A 19,166-nucleotide genomic window follows, 5' to 3' on the forward strand; every position below is an offset into this window, starting at 1 on the left:
TCAGCGCACCTGGTTGCGCGCCGAGCGCGGGTTCAGGCTCTCCTCGAGCCGGTCGGCCAAAAGGTTGGCGGCGATCACCGCCAGCAGCACGCCGAGGCCGGGGAAGAGCGCCAGCCACCACTGTCCGGTCAGGGCATATTGCAGGCCGTCGGTGATCATCGCGCCCCATTCGGGCTCCGGGATCTGCGCGCCGAGGCCGATGAAGCCGAGGCCGGCCAGCGTCAGGATGGCATAGCCGAAGACGGAGGCGCATTGCACCAGCATGGTCGGCGCCGTGTGCGGCAGCAGGTGGCGGGCGATGATGCGGCCGCGCTTCGCGCCCATGGCGACGCTCGCCTCGACGAAGGGCATGGTGCGGATTTTCAGGATGTCGCCGCGCATCAGCCGGGCGAAGAAGGGCACGGAGGACAGCGCGATGCCGATCGCCGCCGTCTTCAGGCCGACGCCGAGGCCGACCGTCACCGCCATGGCGAGGATCAGCGGCGGGAAGGCGGCAAGCGCGTCGATGATGCGCATCAGGACGGTGTCGACGACGCGGCCGCCGATCCCCGCCGCGACGCCGATCGCGCCGCCGACGAGAAGGCCCGCCAGCACGACTATGGCGCCTACGGCGAGCGAGATGCGGGCGCCGGTCAGGAAGCGGGCGAACACGTCGCGGCCGTTGCTGTCGGTGCCCATCGGATGGGTGAAGGAGGGCGCGGCGAGCGGCGCGCCGAAATCCATGTCGAGCGGGCCGAGCGGCCAGACGAGCGGCCCGATGAGGGCGCCGAGGATCAGCAGGGCGGCGATCAGCGTGGCGAGGGCGAACGCCTTGTCGTCGCCGATCCGCCGCAGCGCCGTCCCAACCCAAGCTCGTTTCACCAGCGGCACTCCGCATAAAGCACTGCGCGCGGCCCATGGACCGCGCGCTGTTTTCGGATCGGTCGACCGGGCGGAGGCCCGATCAACGCGTTATGTTAGCGGCCCCAGAGATTGAGGTCGAACGGACCGTCCTGGGCGAAGTGCCAGTCCTTGACGTCGGCCGAGACGACGGCCGTGTAGACGTCGGCGTAGACCGGGATGCGCGGGCTGTCGGCCACCCAGATCTTGGCGATCTTGTCCCAGAGCGCCTGCCGCTCGGCATCGCTCTTCAGGTCGTGGCGGGTGTCGAGCAGGGCTTCCGCTTCCTTGCTGCAATAGTTGCTGGTGTTGTAGGCGGAGGCGCAGCGCAGGTCGTAGTCGAGCAGCCAGGCCGGATCGTCGACCGACGGGCCGTCGAAGCGGACGATCGCCGAGGTCTTAGTCTTGGCGCCGACCGCTTCCTGATAGCCCGAGGCCGGCAGCTTGCGGATCGTCAGATTGACGCCGATCTGCGACCAGGCGCCCTGGGCGATGGTGGCGATCTGCTCCTGGTCGTTCTGGCCCTCGCGGATGATGATCTCGGCGGTGACCGGGGTCTTCACGCCGGATTCGGCCAGCAGCTTCTTCGCCTTCTCGAGGTCATAGGCGCGCGCCGCGCCGATTTCCTTGTTGAAGGCGGGGAACTGCGGCGGGTAGGGGCCGTAGAAGGTCTCGCCGAAGCCATGCGCGACGTTCTTCAGGATGGCGTCGTAGGGCAGCGCGTAGGAGAGCGCCTCGCGGAACTTGGCGTTGTCGAACGGCGCGACCTGGTTCGGCAGGCCGATCAGCTGCCAGCGCGCGGTCGGGACTTCGATGACCTTGAGGCCGTCGGCGCCCTTCAGGCTCTCGACCGAGGCCTTCGACAGGCCGAGCGTCACGTCGGCCTGCTTGTTGCGAGCCTGCAGCAGCAGCGTGGCGTTGTCGGTGATGAAGTTGACGATCACGTTCTTCTCGCGCGGCGCTTCGCCGAAGAAGTCGGGATTGGCCTTGAACACGGCGCGGACGCCGGGCTGGTAGTCGGCGAGCAGGTAGGGACCGCTGCCGGCGGCGTGGCCGGCGAGCCATGCCTTGCCGCCATTCGCCTCGACCGTCTTCAAGTCGATGATGCCGAGATTGGGCTGGGTCAGCGCATGCGGCAGCAGCGGCTCGCCGCGCTTCAGCTTGATCACGACGGTCGTCGCATCCGGCGCCTCGATCGCCTCGGTGTTGCCGAACTGGGCCGCCTCGAGGAAGTAGGTGCCGCAGGTGCCGCTCTTCAGCACGTATTCGAGCGAGGCCTTCACGGCGGCCGCGTCGAGCGGATTGCCGCTCGGGAATTTCAGCCCGTCGCGCAGCTTGAAGGTGAGCTCCTTGCCGTCGTCGGAGACCTTGTAGCTCTCGGCCAGGTAGCCGACGATCTTGGTCGTATCCTCGGTGGTGACCTTGACGCCCTCGGCGGCGTTGGCGACCGGCTTCGCCTCGTAGCGCAGCAGCGGCGTGTAGAGCGGGGCCAGGAAGCCGTCATCGGCGATGTCGCAGACGATGGTCGGATCGAGGGTTGGCGGCGGCAGCGAATAGTTGATGACGAAGGGGCCTTCGGCGGCGGTCGCGGCGAGCGGCGCGAGGGCCGTCGCGGCGAACGCTATGGCCAAGGCGCCGGCCCGGACGCGCGCGGAAATACCAGACATGAGTCAATCCTCGATTGGCTTGCGGATCATGGTCGCACCGCGTTGGGACGTAGTCCGGGGGGCCGGCCTGCTGCCTGGACGGGGACGATTGTGGCAGATTAAGCGCGAAGTCCCCGCGCTGCGCGGCGCGAAATTTTAAGTTTCGCTAAAATCGTGGATTTTCGTCCCCCTTGCTTGGGCCGCGAGAGAACATCGATCCTTATATCGTTCCGATCCATCTGGTAAAAGCACGGTTCTACTGCTCGGGAGAGAATTTCTTTGCGTTGGCTGTAACGCTAGGGAAGTTCGCAACCTGCAATTGATCGGGAACAGATGATGTCGCACTGGAATGTCGGTATTGACGTTGGCGGAACCTTTACGGATCTCGTGGCCATCGGTCCCAATGGCGAGTTCCGCGCCACGAAGACACCGTCGACGCCCGATCAGTCGGATGGTGTTCTGAACGGTCTCGGCCGCCTCGCGACCGAACTGGGCCGCTCGCTGGCCGATTTTCTCGGCGAATTGCCGCTGATCGTGCACGGCACCACCGTCGCCACCAATTCGCTGCTCGAATACAATGGCGCCAAGGTCGGCCTGATCACCACCAAGGGCTTTCGCGACGAGATCGAGTTCCGCCGCTCCTACAAGGAGAGCGTGTTCGACCCGCGCCTGAAGCCGCCGCACGCCATCGTGCCGCGCCGCTCGCGCATCGGCGTCGCCGAGCGCGTCGACCACCAGGGCAACGTGCTGACGCCGCTTGACGAGGCGGAGGTCCGCGCGGCTTGCGAGGAGTTCCGCCGCCAGGGCGTCGAGGCGGTGGCGATCTGCTACCTGTTCTCCTTCGTCAATCCGGCGCATGAGCGCCGCACCGCCGAGATCGTGCGCGAGGAGCTGCCGGACGCGTTCATCTCGCTCTCCTGCGACGTGCTGCCGGAGATCCGCGAGTTCGAGCGCGTCTCGACGACGACGGTCAACGCCTTCGTCGGCCCGCGCGTCAACGCCTACCTGACCCATCTGGAAGAGCGGCTGCGGAGCCAGGGCTTCAAGGGCGAGCTCTTCATCATCCAGTCGAACGGCGGCGTGCTGTCGGCGGGGGAGGCGGGGCGCTATGCCGTCAACACGCTGCTCTCCGGACCGGCCGGCGGCGTCACTGCCGGCTCCTATCTCGGCGAGATGGCGGGCTACGACAATCTGATCACCGTCGACATGGGCGGCACCAGCTACGACATCGCGCTGATCGAGAATCTGCAGCCCGCGGTGACGACGGAGAGCTGGATCGGCCGCTACCGCATCGCGCTGCCGATGCTCGACATCCACACGATCGGCGCCGGCGGCGGCTCGATCGCCTGGGTCGATGCCGGCGGCGCCCTGCAGGTGGGACCGGCGAGCGCCGGCTCCTATCCGGGCCCGGCCTGCTACAGCCGCGGCGGCACGCGGCCGACCGTCACCGACGCCAATGTCGTGCTCGGCCTGCTCAATCCCGACTTCTTCCTCGGCGGCGAGATGGTGCTCGACCGCGAGAAGGCGGTCGACGCGGTGCGCCGCGAGGTGGCCGAGCCGCTCGGGCTCTCGGTCATCGAGGCGGCCTCGGCGATCATCGAGCTTGTCAATTCCAACATGGCCAACGCCACCCGCCTGGTGACCACCAAGCGCGGTCGCGACCCGCAGCAGTTCGCGCTCGTCGCGGCGGGCGGCGCCGGCGGCATCCATGCCGGCAAGCAGGCCGAGGAGCTCGGCATCCGCACGGTGATCGTGCCGGGTCTGGCGCCGGTCTTCTGCGCGCTCGGCGACAATGTCGCGGATCTCAAAATCAGCGAGAGCCGCACCCATATCGGCCGCGTCGACGAGCTCGATTTCGAGGCGCTGAACACGATGTTCCAGGAGATGGAGCAGCGGGCGCGCGGCCGCCTCGCCGGCCAGGCCGTCGCCGGCAATTTCGAAACCCGGCGCAGCCTCGACATGCACTATGTCGGCGAGGTGCATGAGGTGACGGTGCCGATCCGCTCGCGCACCCGTCGCATCACCAAGCTGAACCTCGACGCGACGCTCGGCGATTTCCACGAGCTGCACGAGCGGCTCTTCGCGCACAAGGATCCGAGCCAGCCGGTCGAGATCCTGACGCTGCGGCTCGACCTGATCGGCGTGCGCGAGCGGCCGCGCATGATCCCGCAGGAATTCGGCGACGAGGATGCCTCGGGCGCGCTGAAGGGCGAGCGGCAGGTGCATTTCGACGTCGAGCCGACGACGGTGCCGGTCTATGACGGCGGCCTGCTCAAGGCCGGCAGCTTCATTCCGGGGCCGGCGATCATCGAGCAATGGGGCACCACCATCGCCGTCTATCCGGGCCATGAGTGCCTGATCGACGCGTATGGCAATGTCATCATCGAGATCGGCCAGGCCCGGACGGCGGCGGAGCGCGCCGCCTGATGATCCGCTCGCAGATCCTCTACAGCCGCATCGCGGCGATTGCCCGGGAGCTGGCCGAGACGGTCGGCCGCACGGCCCGCTCGCCGGGCCTGACCGAGGGCCGGCGCTACGCAGCGGCGCTTTTGACCGGCGAGCCGAAGCTCGTGGCGCAGGCGCAGTACGACGCCAGCCACGTCTTCCTGATCCGCGACAGCGTCGCGGCGCTGCTCGACCGCTTCGCCTTCAATCTCGGCGAGGGCGACATCGTCCTCGTCGGCGATCCCTATAGCGGAGGCTCGACGCCGCAGGCGCTCACCATCGCCGCGCCGCTGTTCTACGAGGGCGAGCTGGTGCTGTTCCCGGCCGTCCGCGCCGAGATGGCCGATCTTGCCGGCGAGTTCCCGGGATCGCTGCATCCCTTCGCCTCGGAGACCTGGCAGGAGGCGGTGCGCTTCACGCCGCTGAAGCTCTATCGCCACGGCCTGCTGCAGCGCGACGCGCTCCGCTTCATGCTGCGCAACAGCCGCGCCGAGAGCCAGGTCCGCGCCGATATCGAGGCAATCGTCTCGGCGCTCCGCGCCGCGTCCGCATCGCTCGTCGCGCTGATGGACGAGAAGGGCCGCAAGGCGACCGAGACGGCGATCGCGCAGACGATCGTGCATAGCCGCGCGCTGGGTGCTGCCGAGATCACCGAGCGCTTCGGCGCCGTCGACCGGACGGAGCGGACGCGCCTGCCGGTCTCGGTCGATGCGTCGGTCGATCTCGTCGTTCGCGTCACCACGTCCGACGGCCATCTCGGCCTCGATTTCACAGGCACGGGTTCCAATCGCGCCGGCCCCTACAACATGACGCCCGGCCAGGCCAAGGGCTACGCGCTGGTGGCGGCGCTGGCGGAATCGCTCGACGCGACGACGCTGAACGACGGCCATTTGCAGCTGGTCTCGATGACCGCGCCGAAGGGCTCGCTGGTCGATCCGGTGCTGCCGGCCGCGACCGGCCTTTCGGATGCTGTCACCGCGCATCACCTGGTTGGCCTCGTCCGCTCAGCCCTGCATGGTGGCGCGGCGCCGGACGAGACGCGGCTCGACGGCGTGCAGCCGGCCGTCCTCGCCTTCCTGCCGATCGGCGCCGAGGACAATCCGCCGATCAGCCTCGATCCCGGCTTCTCGCTCTCGGCGCAGGGCTGGGGACCGCCTGTTCTCGCCGGTCGCCGCCTGATGCCCTCGGCCGAGGTGCTGGAGGCGCGCGAGCATTTCAATCTCGTCAGCCGCGAGATCGGCGCCGACGGGCGGATCCACGCCGTCATCCGCAATGACGGCCCGACGCTCGAGGGCAATTTCTTCGTGCCGCGCGACGCGGGCGGCCCGCGCGGCCGGCTGACGCTCGTCGTCGACGGGGCGCGGCAGGTGCTGGAAAGCGCCGTGCTCGTCGTCATCCCGCCCGGCGGGCTGATCGAGTTCATCTACCCGACCTATGCGGAGCGCGCCGATGGATAAGAGAAGTTTCGTTCTGTCGCAGGTCGTCGCCGGCTCGCTGAACACGATCGCTGACGAGATGAGCGCCACCGTGACGCGGACGGCGCGCTCGCCCGTCTTCAACGAGGCGCACGACTTCACCACCGCCATCTTCGAGATGAAGGACATGAAGTCCCGGCTCGTCGCCCAGTCGCCGGGCTGCACGCTGCATCTCTATGCGGTCGCGATGGCGGTCGACCGCGCGATCGACGCGTTCAAGTACGATCTGCAGCCGGGCGACGTGATCCTTGCGTCGGATCCCTACAATGGCGGCACGCATATCCCGGATCTCGTCGTCATCACGCCGGTGTTCCACGATCGCAAGCCGGTCCTGTTCCCGGCCGTGCGCGCCCATATGGGCGATGTCGGCGGCCCCGTCGCCGGCGGCTACAACCCGCATGCCCGCGACGTCTGGCAGGACGGGCTGGTCATGCCGCCGGTCAAGATCGTCGAGCGCGGCGAGAAGCGCGCCGACATGTTCGACCTGATCGTCGCCAACAACCGCATCGCGCACTGGATCAACGGCGATCTCGATTCGATGATCGGCGCCTGCCAGCTGGCCAGCCGCCGCATCGGCGAGCTGTTCGACCGCTACGGCCTCGACACCGTCCGCGACGCCATCCAGGCGAATGTCGACTATTCCGAGCGCCGCGTCCGCGCCGAGATCGAGAGCTGGGCCGACGGCGAATATTACGCCGAGACCTTCGTCGACCACGACTATCAGGGCCAGCGCGACGTCAAGATCGCCTGCAAGGCGATCGTTCGGGGCTCCGACCTGACGCTCGATTTCACCGGCACCGATCCGCAGGTGAAGGGCTTCATCAACAGCCCGATCGCCAACACCATGTCGTTCATCTTCATCGGGCTGACGACCTGCTGCGACGAGGACATCCCGATCAACGAGGGCTGCATGGCGCCGGTGACGGTGATCGCGCCCGAGGGAACGGTGATCAATCCGAGGCGCCCGGCCCCGGTCGGCACCTGCACCTGCTCGGCAGGCGCCGAGGTGACGGAAGCCGTGCTGCTGGCGCTGGCGCAATGCGCGCCGAAGCGCGTCGGCGTCAACGCCCACAAGATGCCGCTCGTCATGTCCTATGGCAGCTATGAAGACGAGCGGATGTGGGTGTTCCTGAACTTCATCGGCTTCACCGGCGGCGCGGGTGCTGCCTACGAGACCGACGGCTGGGGCCTCTATCCGCCGCTGATGACGGGCGTCATCCTGCCCTCGATCGAGATGACCGAGATCCAGTATCCGACCCGGATCCTGAAGCACGAATATGTCGCCGACCAGACCGGCGCCGGCCGCTGGCGCGGCACGCCGGGGCTGGAGACGATCACCCAGCATCTGGTTCCCAACCAGACCAGCGTGATGATGGAGGGCGTGCGCCACACCGCCAAGGGCATGGTCGGCGGCGAGCACGGCGCGTCAAACCGCGTCTATCTGGCGACGCCGGAAGGCGCCGAGACCGAGATCCCCGAATACGCCTTCATGCATCCGCTCGAGGCCGGCGGCGCCATCCGCACCATTCGCGGCGGTGGCGGCGGCTGGGGCGACGCGATGGAGCGCGCGCCGGAGACAGTGCGCGAGGACGTCATCGACGGCTATGTCACGCGCGAGGGCGCGCTCGCCGATTATGGCGTCGTGCTCGGCGAGGATCTCGTCATCGACGTCGCCGCGACCGGGGCGGCCCGCGCCGCCCGGCTCGCCCGCGCCGCCTGACATCGGAACCGGCCGGGCGACGCGCCCGGCCTCGGAGAGAGACCACCATGTCCGATCTCGACCGCCGGCGCGCCGGCCGGCTGCTGGCCGAACGCGGCCTCGACGCGCTGGTGCTGACCCAGCCAGAGAGCTTCTCCTATGCGACGGGCCTGCCGGCCGGCGTCGCCGCGATGTGGCGGCGCGCGGGCGGGGCGACGGCGCTGGTGCCGTCCGATCCGGACGCGCCGATCGGCGCCATTGTCGGCGATCTCAACGCCGACGCGCTGGCCCGCCGCGCCCCGGCGCTCGACATCCGCACCCATCCGCTCTGGATCGATCTGGTCGATATCGGCGGTCTCGACCCGGCCGAGCCAGACACCGCCCAACTGGTAACGGCGGGCTACCGGCGCGACAATGGCGGCTCCGACCATTTCGCGCCTCTGCCGACGACGTTCCGCATCGAGACGGCCTTCGCGGTGCTCGGCGAGATGCTGCGGGAGCGCGGGCTTGGCCGGGCGCGGATCGGCGTCGATCTCGAATTCATGCCGGCGGCCGATTTCGCCGCGTTGCAGGCGGCGCTGCCCGAGATCCACTGGGTCGATGGCTCGGAGGTGGTCCGGCGGCTGCGGGCGGTGAAATCGCCGCGTGAGCTCGACTGCATCCGCCGCGCCTGCGCGCTCTCCGATGCGGGCTTCCATGCGCTCGCGAGCGGCATCCGCGTCGGCCACACGCCTAAGGACATGACGCGGCTCTGGCGCGACGGCGTGGCGGCTGAAGTCGCGCGGCGCGGCGAGACGGCGTTGACCGGCGTCTGGGACTACATGTCGGTCGGCCCCGATCCCTGGAGCGGCGGCGGCGAGGTCGTGCCGGGCGCGATCCTCAAGGCCGATGTCGGCTGCGTCATCGACGGCTACAATTCGGATACGGCGCGGAGCTACGTGTTCGGCGAGCCGGACCGGATCGCCCGCGACGTCCACGCGGCGCTCGCCGACGCCTTCGAGGCGGGGCTGGCGGCGATCCGGCCGGGCGCAAGGATGTCGGACGTGTTCGAGACGACGATCCGCGCGATGCGCGCCGCCGGTTATCCCGGCTACCGGCGCGGCCATTTCGGCCATTCGATCGGCGCCAGCGTCGGCTCGGAGGAATGGCCCTTCTTCGCCGCCGACAGCGATTTCGTGCTGGAGCCGGGCATGGCGCTCGCCTTCGAGACGCCGTTCTACGGCAAGGGTATCGGCGCGCTGACGATCGAGGATTCGCTTGTCGTCACCGAGACGGGCGTCGAGATCCTGAACGATCTGCCGCGCGGGCTAGTCCGGCTCGGCTAGCTGGAGCGTTTTCGAGCGAAGTGGATACCGGTTCGCGTGAAGAAAACGCGACCCAGCAAAAGACACATTACGCGTCGCGCGGCAGCACCTGCATCACCCGCGCGACGAAGATGTGGAACGATTCCATGTAGTTGCGCAGGAAGGTCTCGGTCGATTCATCCGAGACCTCGCCGTCGTCGTTGATCAGGCCGGGCTTGAACTGGATATAGGCCTCCGGCGCGTTCATCTGCGGCGCGTTGCAGAAGGAGAGCACGCTGCGCAGGCTCTGCTGGGCGATCGCCGTGCCGATCGCACCGGGCGAGGTGCCGATCACGGCCGACGGCTTGCGGGCGAAGGAATTGGTGCCATAGGGCCGGCTCGCCCAGTCGATGGCGTTCTTCAGCCCGCCGGGGATCGAGCGGTTGTATTCCGGCGTCACGAACAGCAGCGCGTCGTTCTCGGCGATCGCCGTCTTGAAGGCCCGCGCGACCGGCGGATAGTCCGCGTCATAGTCGTAGCTGTAGAGCGGCAGGTCGCGGAACGAGATCTCGGTGAATTTCAAATTCTCCGGCGACAGCTTGATCAGCGCCTTGGAGAGCTTGCGGTTGATCGAATTGGTGGCGAGGCTGCCGACGAAATATCCGACCTGATAGGTTTTCATGATTCATCCCGTTTGAACGCCGCGCGGACGGGACCTCCGGTCCCCTTCCTCTAAAGAGGGCAGCGGCGCGGCGTTTCAAGTCGGGGAGGGGCGGCGGACCGGGCCGCCGCCGGCTCGGGCCTACACCGGCTCGCCCAGCTGGATCTCGCCCTCGAAGCGCTGGATGCGCGAGGGTTCGGGCAGGCTGGAGGCCGAGAAATACTCCGGATAGCGCTCCTGTACCCGTCCGAGCACCGAGAAGATCCGGCGCAGATGGTTGCGCATCGCCTCCTCGGCGGCGTGGATGTCGCCCTTCTCGATCGCCGCGGCGATGGTCCGGTGCTGGTCGATGACGACGGCGACGCTGTCCATGCGCGGGAAGGTCAGATAGCGGAACCGGTCCATGTGCAGCTTGGCGGCGCTGATGTCGGCCCAGATCCCGGGGAAGCCGGCATAGGCGGCGATGTGCTGGTGGAACAATTCGTCCGACTTGAAGAAGCGCGCGTCGTCGGAGATCGCCAGCAGCGTGTCCTGGATCGCCAGCTCGTCCTTCAGCTTCTGCACCAGCTCGTCGCGCTGGGGGCTCTCGATGGCGCGGGCGACGAGGCCGATCTCGAGCGCCTCGCGCAGGAACTGCGACTTGCGCAGATTGTCGAGGCGGAGCGGCGCGACGACGCTGCCGCGCTGCGCGTAGATGTCGATCAGCCCGAGGCTGGCGAGGCGGGCGAGCGCCTCGCGCACCGGCGTGCGGCTGACGCCGAGCGCCTCCGACATGCCCTTTTCCGAGATCAGCTCGAACGGCTTCAGGCGGAAGGCCATGATCTCGTCCAGGAGGACGTCGAAGGTTCGTTGCGCCACCGAGCCGGCCGGGGTGGTCTCGGGGTAGAAGGCCGAACTGGTGCGGGCTACGCGATCTCGCGCCATGGTCGGAATTCCCTAAAGGCTCTGCAGTTTCAGACCGTTCATGAAGTGCTTGCGCAGCAGCAGGAACAGCGCGACGCTGGGCAGGCTGGCGAGCAAGGTCGCCGTCATCACGACGTTCGGCGTGGTGTTGGCGTAGCTGCCTTGTAGCACCATCAGGCCGTTCATGAGCGAGCGCGCTTCCTCGCGGCTGGTCAGCACCATGGAAAAGATAAGGTCGTTCCAGATCCAGGTGAACTGGATCAGGAAGAGGGTGGCCATCGGCGCCCAGCAATTCGGCAGGATGATCGAGCGGAAGATGCGGAATTCGGAGCAGCCGTCGATGCGCGCCGCCTCGTCCATCTCGCGCGGCAGGCCGGCCATGAAGTTCCGGAGCACCAGCACGGGGAAGGGGATGCAGACGGCGGTGTAGAACAGCATCATGCCGATGCGCGAGTTCGTCATGCCGAGCTTGTTGTAGCCCATGAAGAGCGGGATCAGGTACATCTGCAGCGGGAAGATGGTGCCCGAGAAGATCAGCATGAACCAGAAGCCCTTGCCGGGAAACTCGATGCGCGTCAGCCCGTAGGACGCCAGCGCCGCGATGAAGATCGCCGCGCCGCCGCCGACCAGGCCATAGAGCAGCGAGTTCAGCATGCCGGAGCCCATCTTGGCCTTCGACCACGCCTCGGAGATGTTCTCGAACACCGGCGTGATCGAGGTCGGCAGCGACAGCGGATGGCCGAGGCCGTATTCCGCGTTGGTTTTGAAGATCGAGATCGCGAGATAGTAGAACGGCGTGATCCAGGCCAGCGCCAGGATGGCGGTGATGGCGAACAGCAGGATCCGCTGCGTGCGCGCCTGGTCGTTGCGGCGGGCGATGGCGTCGAAGTCGAGCGTCGCGAGGTCGAAGGTGGTTACGGACATTCTTTGATCCTCAGCGCTTGTCGAGACGGTGCTGGAGCGCGCCGAGCGACCAGGAGATGCTCATCGCGATGATGCCGAGGACGACGGCGATCGCCGCGCCATAGGCCCAGGAGCCGGCCCGGAACGATTCCCAGTACTGGTTGACCGAGAGCGTCAGCGTCGAGCGGTTGGGGAAGTCGCGGCCCATCACCCAGACGAGATCGAACGAGGTGAAGCCGGCGAGCACCGAGACGGTGGTGACCATGATCAGCGTCGGCATCAGGAGCGGCAGCACGATGTGGCGGAAGACCTGGCTGCGCGAGGCGCCGTCGACCTTGGCGGCTTCCATCGGCTCGCTCGGCAGCGCGTTGAGGCCGATCAGAAGCAGCACCATCATCAGGCCGACCTGCTGCCAGACATGGGTGACGATCATGGCCGGCGTCGCGAGATGGCTCTCGTAGAGCCAGCGGTTGGCGAGGTCGCCGAGGCCGATGGCGCGCAGCCCCGAATTGATGATGCCCTCATTGGCGTAGACGTAGTACCAGACGACGCCGACGGCGGTTGCCGAGAACATGCGCGGCAGGAAGAAGATCGACTTGAAGGTCTCCTCGCCCTTGACGCCGCGCACCAGCATGGCGAGCGACAGGCCGATGGTGGCCGGCAGGACGAAGGAGACGGCGACCCAGATCATCGTGTTGATCGTCGCGTCGAAGAATTTCGGGTTGGAGGCGAGGCGCTGGTAGTTGGCGAAGCCGGCGTACTGGTTCAGGCCCGAGAACTTCGCCCACTGCGTCATCGACGCGTAGAGATTGAACACCACCGGCAGCAGCAGGAAGATCGCCACGAAGGCGATCGCCGGCGCCATGAAGGCGAGCGCGGTCCAGAGCCGCTTGCGGGCGCGACGCCGCTCGGCCGCGATCATCGCGTCGATCGAAGGCGCGCCGGGCGGCAGGGCAAAGGCTTGTTGTGGCTGCTTCATCTCTCGTCTCCCGCGCAGGAATTGCAGGAACATCGGTCCCGCGTGATCGCGCTGTTTCTTCACCTCTCCCTGAGGGAGAGGTCGACGGCCAAGGGCCGGCGGGTGAGGGTTTACGGCCTCACCGGATAGTTCCCTAAACCCTCACCCGGACCTTCGGTCCGACCTCTCCCTCAGGGAGAGGTGAGAGCTGCACTCGAGGCCGGCATAAATCCGTTTCCCCGGCAGGGCCGCGCTGGGCGGTCCTGCCGGGGATCGTCGGATTACTGGTGGTTGGCCCAGTACTGCGAGGCGATCGCCTCGATATTGGCCATGGCCTTGTCGGCCGCTTCCGGCGACGGATTGGTCATGAAGCGGTTGAACTCCTCGACCGCCGGCAGGACGATCTCGGACGGCGAGGCTTCCCAGTAGCGCGTGACGGAGTTGTACTTGCCGTCGGTCGCGATCTTGGCGATGTCCGTGATGATCGTGTTCGGCGTCTTCGCCTTCAGATTGCCGGCATAGAGGCCGGGATCCGTCGCCCAGCTGTTCATGGCGTTCTCGCTCATGTACCAGTCGGCGAACTTGACGACGTCGGGGTTCTCCATGCCGGCCTTGGTGATGACGATCGGCGCGCCTTCGACGATGACATTGTTCGGCAGCGACGGATCGACATTCGGCATGATGAAGGCGCCGAAATCGGTGCCGGCCTTCATGCCGCCCTTCTCGACCAGGCCGATGATCCAGTCACCGAACAGGTACATCGCGCCCTTGCCGCGGGCGAAATCGAGCGGCTCTTCCTGGCTGGTCGGATCCGTGAAGTAGCCCTTGGCGTAGAAGTCGTTCCAGATCTTGAAGACGTTCTTGACCGGTTCGTCGGTGTATTTGAGCTTGCCCTGGTTGAGAAGCGCATAGGCTTCCGGATTGGTCCGCAGCAGCAGTTCCTGGAACCATACGAAGCCGCGCCAGCCGTCCTGGATGCTGGCGTTGAACGGGGTGATGCCGGCGGCCTTCAGCTTGTCGGCGGCGGCGATCAGCTCCTCCCAGGTCGCCGGCGGATTGGCGATACCGGCCTTCTCGAACTGCGCCTTGTTGTAGAGCACGATCCAGCGATTCAGGCCCGTGGGCATGCCGTAGATGTGGCCGTCGACCGTGAACGGCGCGGCGCTCGAGGCGTCATATTCGCCCGAAGCGATCTTCTTGGCCCAGAGGTCGTCGAGCGGGGCGAGCTGGCCGCTGTCGACGATTTCCTTGAGCTTGGTGCCGTTCCACCAGGTGAAGGCCTGCGGCGCGTCGCCCGACATCAGGCTCGACTGGATGTAGGCCTGGAACTGGTCGGTGGCGTAGGCGCTGAAGTTCAGGTCGATGCCGTCCTTCTTCGCCGTCGCCGTCAGGCCGTCCCAGCCGGACTGGTAGAACGGCTTGTCGTGGAAGACGGTGACGGGATCGGCGGAGGCCGCCGCCGTCGCGAAGGTCATGCCCAGGGCCGCCGCGGCCAGGAGCTTCGTCAATCTGTTCTGCATGGCTCTCCTCCAGAGTTTTTGCTTGGTTCAGACGTTCAGGTTCTGCGCAGCGTGCGGCCGGTATCCGCATCGAAGAGATGCAGCCGCTCCCTGTTCAGCAGGAAGGTGAGGGTCTCGCCCTCGGCGACGGGACGCGGACGCTGCATGCGGCTGGTCACGTCGGCGCCGGCGAATTCGGCGAAGATCAGCGTCTCGTTGCCGAGCGACTCGGTCAGGTTGACCTTCGCCTCGAAGCGATGGGCGAGTTCCGGCGGCATGCCGTGCCCGTCCGGCACGATGTCCTCGGAACGGATGCCGACCGAGACCGGGCGGCCTTCCTCCGGCACGTCGAAGGCGGCGCCGTCGATGGCGATCGTCGTGCCGCCGTCGAGCGCGACGGCGGGCTGGCCGTCGGCGGTGCGGGCCGAGCGGGCGGGCAGGATGTTCATGGCGGGCGAGCCGATGAACTGGCCGACGAACTGGGTCGCCGGGCGTTCGAACACGTCGAGCGGCGCGCCGGCCTGCTCGATCAGCCCGTCGCGCATGATGACGATCTTGTCGGCCATGGTCATGGCCTCGATCTGGTCGTGCGTGACGTAGATCGCCGTGGTGCCGAGGCGCTGGTGCAGGCGCTTGATCTCGACGCGCATGGCGCTGCGCAGCTGCGCATCCAGATTGGACAGCGGCTCGTCGAACAGGAACACCTTGGGCTCGCGGATGATGGCGCGGCCCATGGCGACGCGCTGGCGCTGGCCGCCCGAAAGGGCCGAGGTGCGACGGTCGAGATAGTCCGTCAGGCGCAGGATGTCGGCGGCATGGCGGACGCGGCGGTCGATTTCGTCGCGCGGCACCTTCGCGACCTTCAGCGCGAAGGCCATGTTCTCGTAAACCGTCATATGCGGGTAGAGCGCATAGGACTGGAACACCATGGCGATGCCGCGATCGCGCGAGGCGACGTCGTTGACGCGGCGGCCGCCGATGCTGATGTCGCCATGCGAGACGCTTTCCAGGCCGGCGATCATGCGCAAGGTCGTCGACTTGCCGCAGCCGGACGGGCCGACGAAGGCGACGAAGCTGCCGGCCTCGATCTCCAGATCGATGCCTTTGACGGCGACCTGGCGGCCATAGACCTTGACGAGTTCGCGGAGGGTTACGTTGGACAATGGCTTAATCCTTGCGCGGCGAGCCGCCGATCCGGGACAGGAGGCCGCCATCGACGCGGACGACCTCGCCGGTGACGAAGGAGGCGGCGTTCGAGCCGAGGAAGGCGACGACCTCGGCGACCTCTTCCGGCCGCGCCGTGCGGCCGAGCGGATGCATGCCGTCGAGGACGCGCCAGAGCGCGGCGGGGTTTTCGTTGAGCGCCACCGCGTCGCGCAGCATCGGCGTGTTGACCGCGCCGGGGGCGACCGCGTTGACCCTGACGCCGAGCGGCGCATAGTCGACGGCCATGGATTTCGTCATGCCGATCAGGCCGTGCTTGGCGACGGAATAGGCGAGCACGCCTTCCTGGCTCGCGAGGCCCTGCGCCGACGACATCAGCACGACGGCGCCCTGGCTCTCGCGCAGCATCGGCATCGCGGCCTGCGAGATCAGATAGGCGGCCTTCAGGTTGACGTTCATCACCTCGTCCCAGAGCGCCTCGTCGGTCGTCTCGACCGTGCCGTAGCGCTGGATGCCGGCATTGTGGGAGAGGAGGTCGAGCCCGCCGAGCTTCTCCCGGGCGACCGAGGCCGCCTGTTCGCACACGGCCTTGTCGGCGACCGAGCCGATGACGGTGTGAACGTCGGAACCCTGCGCCCTGAGCTCCGCCGCGAGCGCTTCGAGCGGCTCGGCGGCGAGATCGAGCAGGACCATGGCGGCCTTGTCGCGGGCGAGCCTTTCGGCGACCGCGCGGCCGATGCCCATGGCGGCGCCCGTGACGAGCGCGCGTTGTGCCTGTGCCGACATGCGGCTTCTCCCTCTCTGTAGGCTCGTTCGACTACCATGGCAGCCTTATGAGCCTGTCTCCCTGTCGGGACCGGCCATCGCTGGCCGGCCGGTTGTCTCAGCCGCGCGCCGCGCGGATCGCCTGAAGCGACGCCGCCACGCGGTCGCGGATGCTGTCGCTCGATCCTTCCGCGTACATCCACGATCCGCCGACCGAGGTGATGTTGCGGAGCCTGCCGTAGCCGGCGAGATGCGATGGCTGGATCTTGCCGCTCGGCATGAAGGTGGCGGAGGTGAAGATGTTGGCGAAATCCGCCAGCACCACCGTGCCGCCGGCCGGCTCGGACGGATAGAATTTCAGGAGGTCGAAGCCGGCCGCCTGCGCCGCCATGACCTCGCTCGCCGTCTGCACGCCCGGCACCAGCGCGATCGGGCCCGCCTTGGCATGATCGCAGACGGCGGGCAGGAAGCCGGGGCTGATGGTGAACTGCGCGCCGGCGTCGACAGCGGCGTCATAATGCGCTGATGTCAGGATCGTGCCGGCGCCGACGAGGAGTTCCGGAAAGCGCTTGCGACAGGCCTCGACGGCGGCGAGCGCAGCCTCGCTGCGTAGCACGATCTCGATCGCCTCGGCGCCGCCCTCGGCGAGCTGTTCGACCAGAGACAGCACGAAATCGACCGAGCGCGGCTGCACGATCGGCAGGATCGCGGCCCGGCGCAGCTTCGGTTCGAGGATATCCGGCGTCATCGGGCGAGCTCTCCTTCCAGCATGGCGAGCGTCTCCGCCCGGTTGGGCGCGCCGAGGCGCCCGCCGAACGTCAGGCATTTGAGCGCCGCCGCGGCCGAGGCGAAGCGGATCGTCCGCTCCATGTCCCAGCCCTCGGCGAGGCCGACGGCGAAGCTGCCGTGGAAGACGTCGCCGGCCGCCAGCGTATCGACCGGCGTGATCTCGGGCGCCTTGGTGTGGCGCACGGCGTTGGTCGCCATGTCGAGCCAGAACGTTCCGGCGCCGCCGGCAGTCACCGCGACGAAGACGCCGGTGCGCGCATGAAGCACCTGGACGGCCCCGGGGCCGGCGATCTCGTCGCCGCAGAGAATGGCGGCGGCGGGTTCGGAGGCGACGATATGGGTGGCGAAGGGGAGGAGGCTCTCCAGCACTGGCCTTGCCGCGACGTCGACATCGAGAATGGCGGGAATGCCGGCGTCGCGCGCCGCCCGCAGCGCCAGCGCGGCGGCGCCCGGCCAGCGCACGTCCGTCAGCACGGCGTCGAAGGCCGTGATGTCGAAGGGCAGCGCGTCCGGCGCGGTGGTCGCGCGCGGGTCGTAGAAAGGCACGATCATCCGCTCGCCGGCCGCGTCGACGAGAATGGTGGCGATCGCCGAGCGGGCGCCGGCAACGCGGCGCACGCCCGAGCAGTCGATGCCTTCCGCCACCAGTTCGGCGATCAGTTCCCCGCCCAGCATGTCGTCGCCGACGCTGGCCCAGAGCGAGACATCCGCCCCCTGGCGCTTCGCCGCCGTGGCGGCGCTCGACGCCATGCCGGCCGCGTTCTGCACGGCCTCGAGGGGAATGAACTTGCCCGGCCCGCGCGGCAGCTCGTCGAGCCGATAGATCGTATCCTGAGTCAGCGCGCCGACGCAGAGGATGCGGGGAGGGCGGCTCACTGCAGCGCCAGCCTGTAGCCGCGCTGATGCGCGAGCGTGGTCATGATGCCGCGAAGCTCGGCGAGGCCGCGCAGGCGGCCGATCACCGGATAGCCCGGATGGGTCGGCCGCGTGACGTCGTCGATCAGGTCGTGGCCGTGGTCGGGCCGGAACGGGATCAGCGCGTTCGGCAGCCCTTCGGCGCGCCGGCGCTGTTCCTCTTCCATGATCACGCTCACCACCGCCACCATGTCGACGTCGCCGCCGAGGTGATCCGCCTCCATGAACGAGCCGTCCGGCTCCTTGGTGACGTTGCGCAGATGCGTGAAGAAGATCTTGTCGGCGAAGCGCCTGGCGATCGCCGGCACGTCGTTGGCCGGATTGGCGCCGAGCGAGCCGGAGCAGAGCGTCAGGCCGTTCGACGGCGACGGCACGGCGTTCAGGATGAAGTCGATGTCGTTGGCGTTCTTGACGATGCGCGACAGGCCCATGATGTCGCGCGGCGGGTCGTCGGGATGGATCGCCATCACCACGCCGGCCTCTTCCGCCGCCGGCAGGACGTTTTCCAGGAACTGCACCAGATTGGCGCGCAGCTTCGCGTGGTTCATCTCGGCCTGCTCGGCGAGGATGTCGCGCAGTTCCTCGATCCCGTAGCGTTTGAAGGCGCCCGGCAGGCCGGCCATGATGTTGGCGAGCAGCTTGGTCTTCGCCTCCGGCGGCGTCGTGTCCATCCACTCGCTCGCCCGCTGCAGCACGTCCTGGTGATAGTCGCGCTCGGCGCCCGGCCGCTGCAGGACGTGGCAATCGAAGGCCGCGACCTCATGCATGTTGCACTTCAGCGCGCGGGCGCCGCCGGGCAGCTCGACGGCGAGGTCGGTGCGCGTCCAGTCGAGCACGGTCATGAAATTGTAGCAGACGGTGCGGATGCCGGCCTGGCCGAGATTGCGCAGCGTCTGGCTGAAATTGCCGTAGAGCCGGTCGAGATCGCCGCGGCCGAGCTTGATGTCGTCATGCATCGGCACGCTCTCGACGACGCTCCATGTCAGGCCCATCGACGTGTCGGCCTCGATGATCGCCTTGCGTTCGAGGATCGCTTCCAGCGGCCAGACTTCGCCATAGGGGATCTCGTGCAGCGCGCTGACGATCCCGGTCGCGCCCGCCTGGCGGGCATGGGCGAGCGTCGCCGCATCCTTCGGTCCGAACCAGCGCCAGGTCTGTTCCATTCAATCCATCCCGCATCTG

At 67.7% G+C, this 19,166-nt stretch carries 16 protein-coding genes; 4 read left to right on the top strand and 12 right to left on the bottom strand.

Going from position 1 to position 19,166, the window contains the following annotated elements; genetic code table 11:
* Both K32_RS02940 and K32_RS02945 read right to left on the bottom strand, forming a co-directional pair.
* Positions 1-861, bottom strand: coding sequence for an ABC transporter permease (locus K32_RS02940; protein WP_244669811.1), 861 nt, complete (start codon positions 859-861; stop codon positions 1-3).
* A gap of 95 nt (positions 862-956) precedes the next feature.
* Positions 957-2,546, bottom strand: coding sequence for an ABC transporter substrate-binding protein (locus K32_RS02945; RefSeq protein ID WP_201402587.1), 1,590 nt, complete (start codon positions 2,544-2,546; stop codon positions 957-959).
* 315 nt (positions 2,547-2,861) lie between these two features.
* On the opposite strand from K32_RS02945, the gene K32_RS02950 reads away from it, so the two are divergent.
* The 4 genes from K32_RS02950 to K32_RS02965 are packed head-to-tail and all read left to right on the top strand — an operon-like array spanning position 2,862 to position 9,469.
* Complete coding sequence (locus K32_RS02950) at positions 2,862-4,952, top strand: hydantoinase/oxoprolinase family protein (protein WP_201402588.1); 2,091 nt, start codon at positions 2,862-2,864, stop codon at positions 4,950-4,952.
* Positions 4,952-6,427, top strand: coding sequence for a hydantoinase B/oxoprolinase family protein (locus K32_RS02955; protein WP_201402589.1), 1,476 nt, complete (start codon positions 4,952-4,954; stop codon positions 6,425-6,427). Before K32_RS02950 ends, K32_RS02955 begins: the two co-directional genes overlap by 1 nt.
* A complete protein-coding gene (locus tag K32_RS02960; RefSeq protein WP_201402590.1) occupies positions 6,420-8,165 on the top strand; it encodes a hydantoinase B/oxoprolinase family protein in 1,746 nt (581 codons plus the stop codon). Before K32_RS02955 ends, K32_RS02960 begins: the two co-directional genes overlap by 8 nt.
* 47 nt (positions 8,166-8,212) lie before the next feature.
* Positions 8,213-9,469 (top strand): Xaa-Pro peptidase family protein, encoded by a 1,257-nt coding sequence (locus tag K32_RS02965; protein WP_201402591.1) that lies wholly within the window; start codon positions 8,213-8,215, stop codon positions 9,467-9,469.
* Between the two features lie 67 nt (positions 9,470-9,536).
* Here the strand turns inward: K32_RS02965 and K32_RS02970 are convergent, their stop codons facing one another.
* The 10 genes from K32_RS02970 to uxuA all read right to left on the bottom strand — a co-directional run bounded on the left by K32_RS02970 (position 9,537) and on the right by uxuA (position 19,147).
* Positions 9,537-10,109 carry an NADPH-dependent FMN reductase gene (locus tag K32_RS02970; RefSeq protein WP_201402592.1) on the bottom strand — a complete coding sequence of 191 codons (573 nt, stop codon included), beginning with the start codon at positions 10,107-10,109 and terminating at the stop codon, positions 9,537-9,539.
* Positions 10,110-10,229: 120 nt separating this feature from the next.
* A complete protein-coding gene (locus K32_RS02975; RefSeq protein WP_201402593.1) occupies positions 10,230-11,012 on the bottom strand; it encodes a GntR family transcriptional regulator in 783 nt (260 codons plus the stop codon).
* Positions 11,013-11,024: 12 nt separating this feature from the next.
* Complete coding sequence (locus tag K32_RS02980; protein WP_201402594.1) at positions 11,025-11,915, bottom strand: carbohydrate ABC transporter permease; 891 nt, start codon at positions 11,913-11,915, stop codon at positions 11,025-11,027.
* Between the two features lie 10 nt (positions 11,916-11,925).
* A complete protein-coding gene (locus K32_RS02985) occupies positions 11,926-12,873 on the bottom strand; it encodes a carbohydrate ABC transporter permease (RefSeq protein WP_201402595.1) in 948 nt (315 codons plus the stop codon).
* Positions 12,874-13,133: 260 nt separating this feature from the next.
* The gene (locus K32_RS02990) at positions 13,134-14,372 is read right to left on the bottom strand and encodes an ABC transporter substrate-binding protein (RefSeq protein WP_201402596.1); all 1,239 of its coding nucleotides are present in this window, start codon (positions 14,370-14,372) and stop codon (positions 13,134-13,136) included.
* 35 nt (positions 14,373-14,407) lie between these two features.
* Positions 14,408-15,514 (bottom strand): ABC transporter ATP-binding protein, encoded by a 1,107-nt coding sequence (locus K32_RS02995; RefSeq protein WP_201402597.1) that lies wholly within the window; start codon positions 15,512-15,514, stop codon positions 14,408-14,410.
* Between the two features lie 4 nt (positions 15,515-15,518).
* Positions 15,519-16,301 (bottom strand): SDR family NAD(P)-dependent oxidoreductase, encoded by a 783-nt coding sequence (locus tag K32_RS03000; protein ID WP_201402598.1) that lies wholly within the window; start codon positions 16,299-16,301, stop codon positions 15,519-15,521.
* 97 nt (positions 16,302-16,398) lie between these two features.
* Positions 16,399-17,028 carry a bifunctional 4-hydroxy-2-oxoglutarate aldolase/2-dehydro-3-deoxy-phosphogluconate aldolase gene (gene eda / locus K32_RS03005; protein WP_201402599.1) on the bottom strand — a complete coding sequence of 210 codons (630 nt, stop codon included), beginning with the start codon at positions 17,026-17,028 and terminating at the stop codon, positions 16,399-16,401.
* Positions 17,025-17,945: a PfkB family carbohydrate kinase gene (locus tag K32_RS03010; protein ID WP_201402600.1), complete on the bottom strand. Its 921-nt coding sequence runs from the start codon at positions 17,943-17,945 to the stop codon at positions 17,025-17,027. Before K32_RS03010 ends, eda begins: the two co-directional genes overlap by 4 nt.
* Complete coding sequence (gene uxuA, locus K32_RS03015) at positions 17,942-19,147, bottom strand: mannonate dehydratase (protein WP_201402601.1); 1,206 nt, start codon at positions 19,145-19,147, stop codon at positions 17,942-17,944. Before uxuA ends, K32_RS03010 begins: the two co-directional genes overlap by 4 nt.
* Positions 19,148-19,166 lie beyond the last annotated feature (19 nt).

Source organism: Kaistia sp. 32K (genome assembly GCF_016629525.1).
Lineage (GTDB): Bacteria > Pseudomonadota > Alphaproteobacteria > Rhizobiales > Kaistiaceae > Kaistia.

What these genes read in the sequence shown, in the direction of transcription:
- K32_RS02965 (WP_201402591.1), top strand. Translation starts at nt 8,213, where the DNA reads ATGTCCGATCTCGACCGCCGGCGCGCCGGCCGGCTGCTGGCCGAACGC.
- K32_RS02980 (WP_201402594.1), bottom strand. Translation starts at nt 11,915, where the DNA reads ATGTCCGTAACCACCTTCGACCTCGCGACGCTCGACTTCGACGCCATC.
- uxuA (WP_201402601.1), bottom strand. Translation starts at nt 19,147, where the DNA reads ATGGAACAGACCTGGCGCTGGTTCGGACCGAAGGATGCGGCGACGCTC.
- K32_RS02945 (WP_201402587.1), bottom strand. Translation starts at nt 2,546, where the DNA reads ATGTCTGGTATTTCCGCGCGCGTCCGGGCCGGCGCCTTGGCCATAGCG.
- eda (WP_201402599.1), bottom strand. Translation starts at nt 17,028, where the DNA reads ATGACGCCGGATATCCTCGAACCGAAGCTGCGCCGGGCCGCGATCCTG.
- K32_RS02960 (WP_201402590.1), top strand. Translation starts at nt 6,420, where the DNA reads ATGGATAAGAGAAGTTTCGTTCTGTCGCAGGTCGTCGCCGGCTCGCTG.
- K32_RS02950 (WP_201402588.1), top strand. Translation starts at nt 2,862, where the DNA reads ATGTCGCACTGGAATGTCGGTATTGACGTTGGCGGAACCTTTACGGAT.
- K32_RS02985 (WP_201402595.1), bottom strand. Translation starts at nt 12,873, where the DNA reads ATGAAGCAGCCACAACAAGCCTTTGCCCTGCCGCCCGGCGCGCCTTCG.
- K32_RS02990 (WP_201402596.1), bottom strand. Translation starts at nt 14,372, where the DNA reads ATGCAGAACAGATTGACGAAGCTCCTGGCCGCGGCGGCCCTGGGCATG.
- K32_RS02955 (WP_201402589.1), top strand. Translation starts at nt 4,952, where the DNA reads ATGATCCGCTCGCAGATCCTCTACAGCCGCATCGCGGCGATTGCCCGG.
- K32_RS02975 (WP_201402593.1), bottom strand. Translation starts at nt 11,012, where the DNA reads ATGGCGCGAGATCGCGTAGCCCGCACCAGTTCGGCCTTCTACCCCGAG.
- K32_RS02970 (WP_201402592.1), bottom strand. Translation starts at nt 10,109, where the DNA reads ATGAAAACCTATCAGGTCGGATATTTCGTCGGCAGCCTCGCCACCAAT.
- K32_RS03000 (WP_201402598.1), bottom strand. Translation starts at nt 16,301, where the DNA reads ATGTCGGCACAGGCACAACGCGCGCTCGTCACGGGCGCCGCCATGGGC.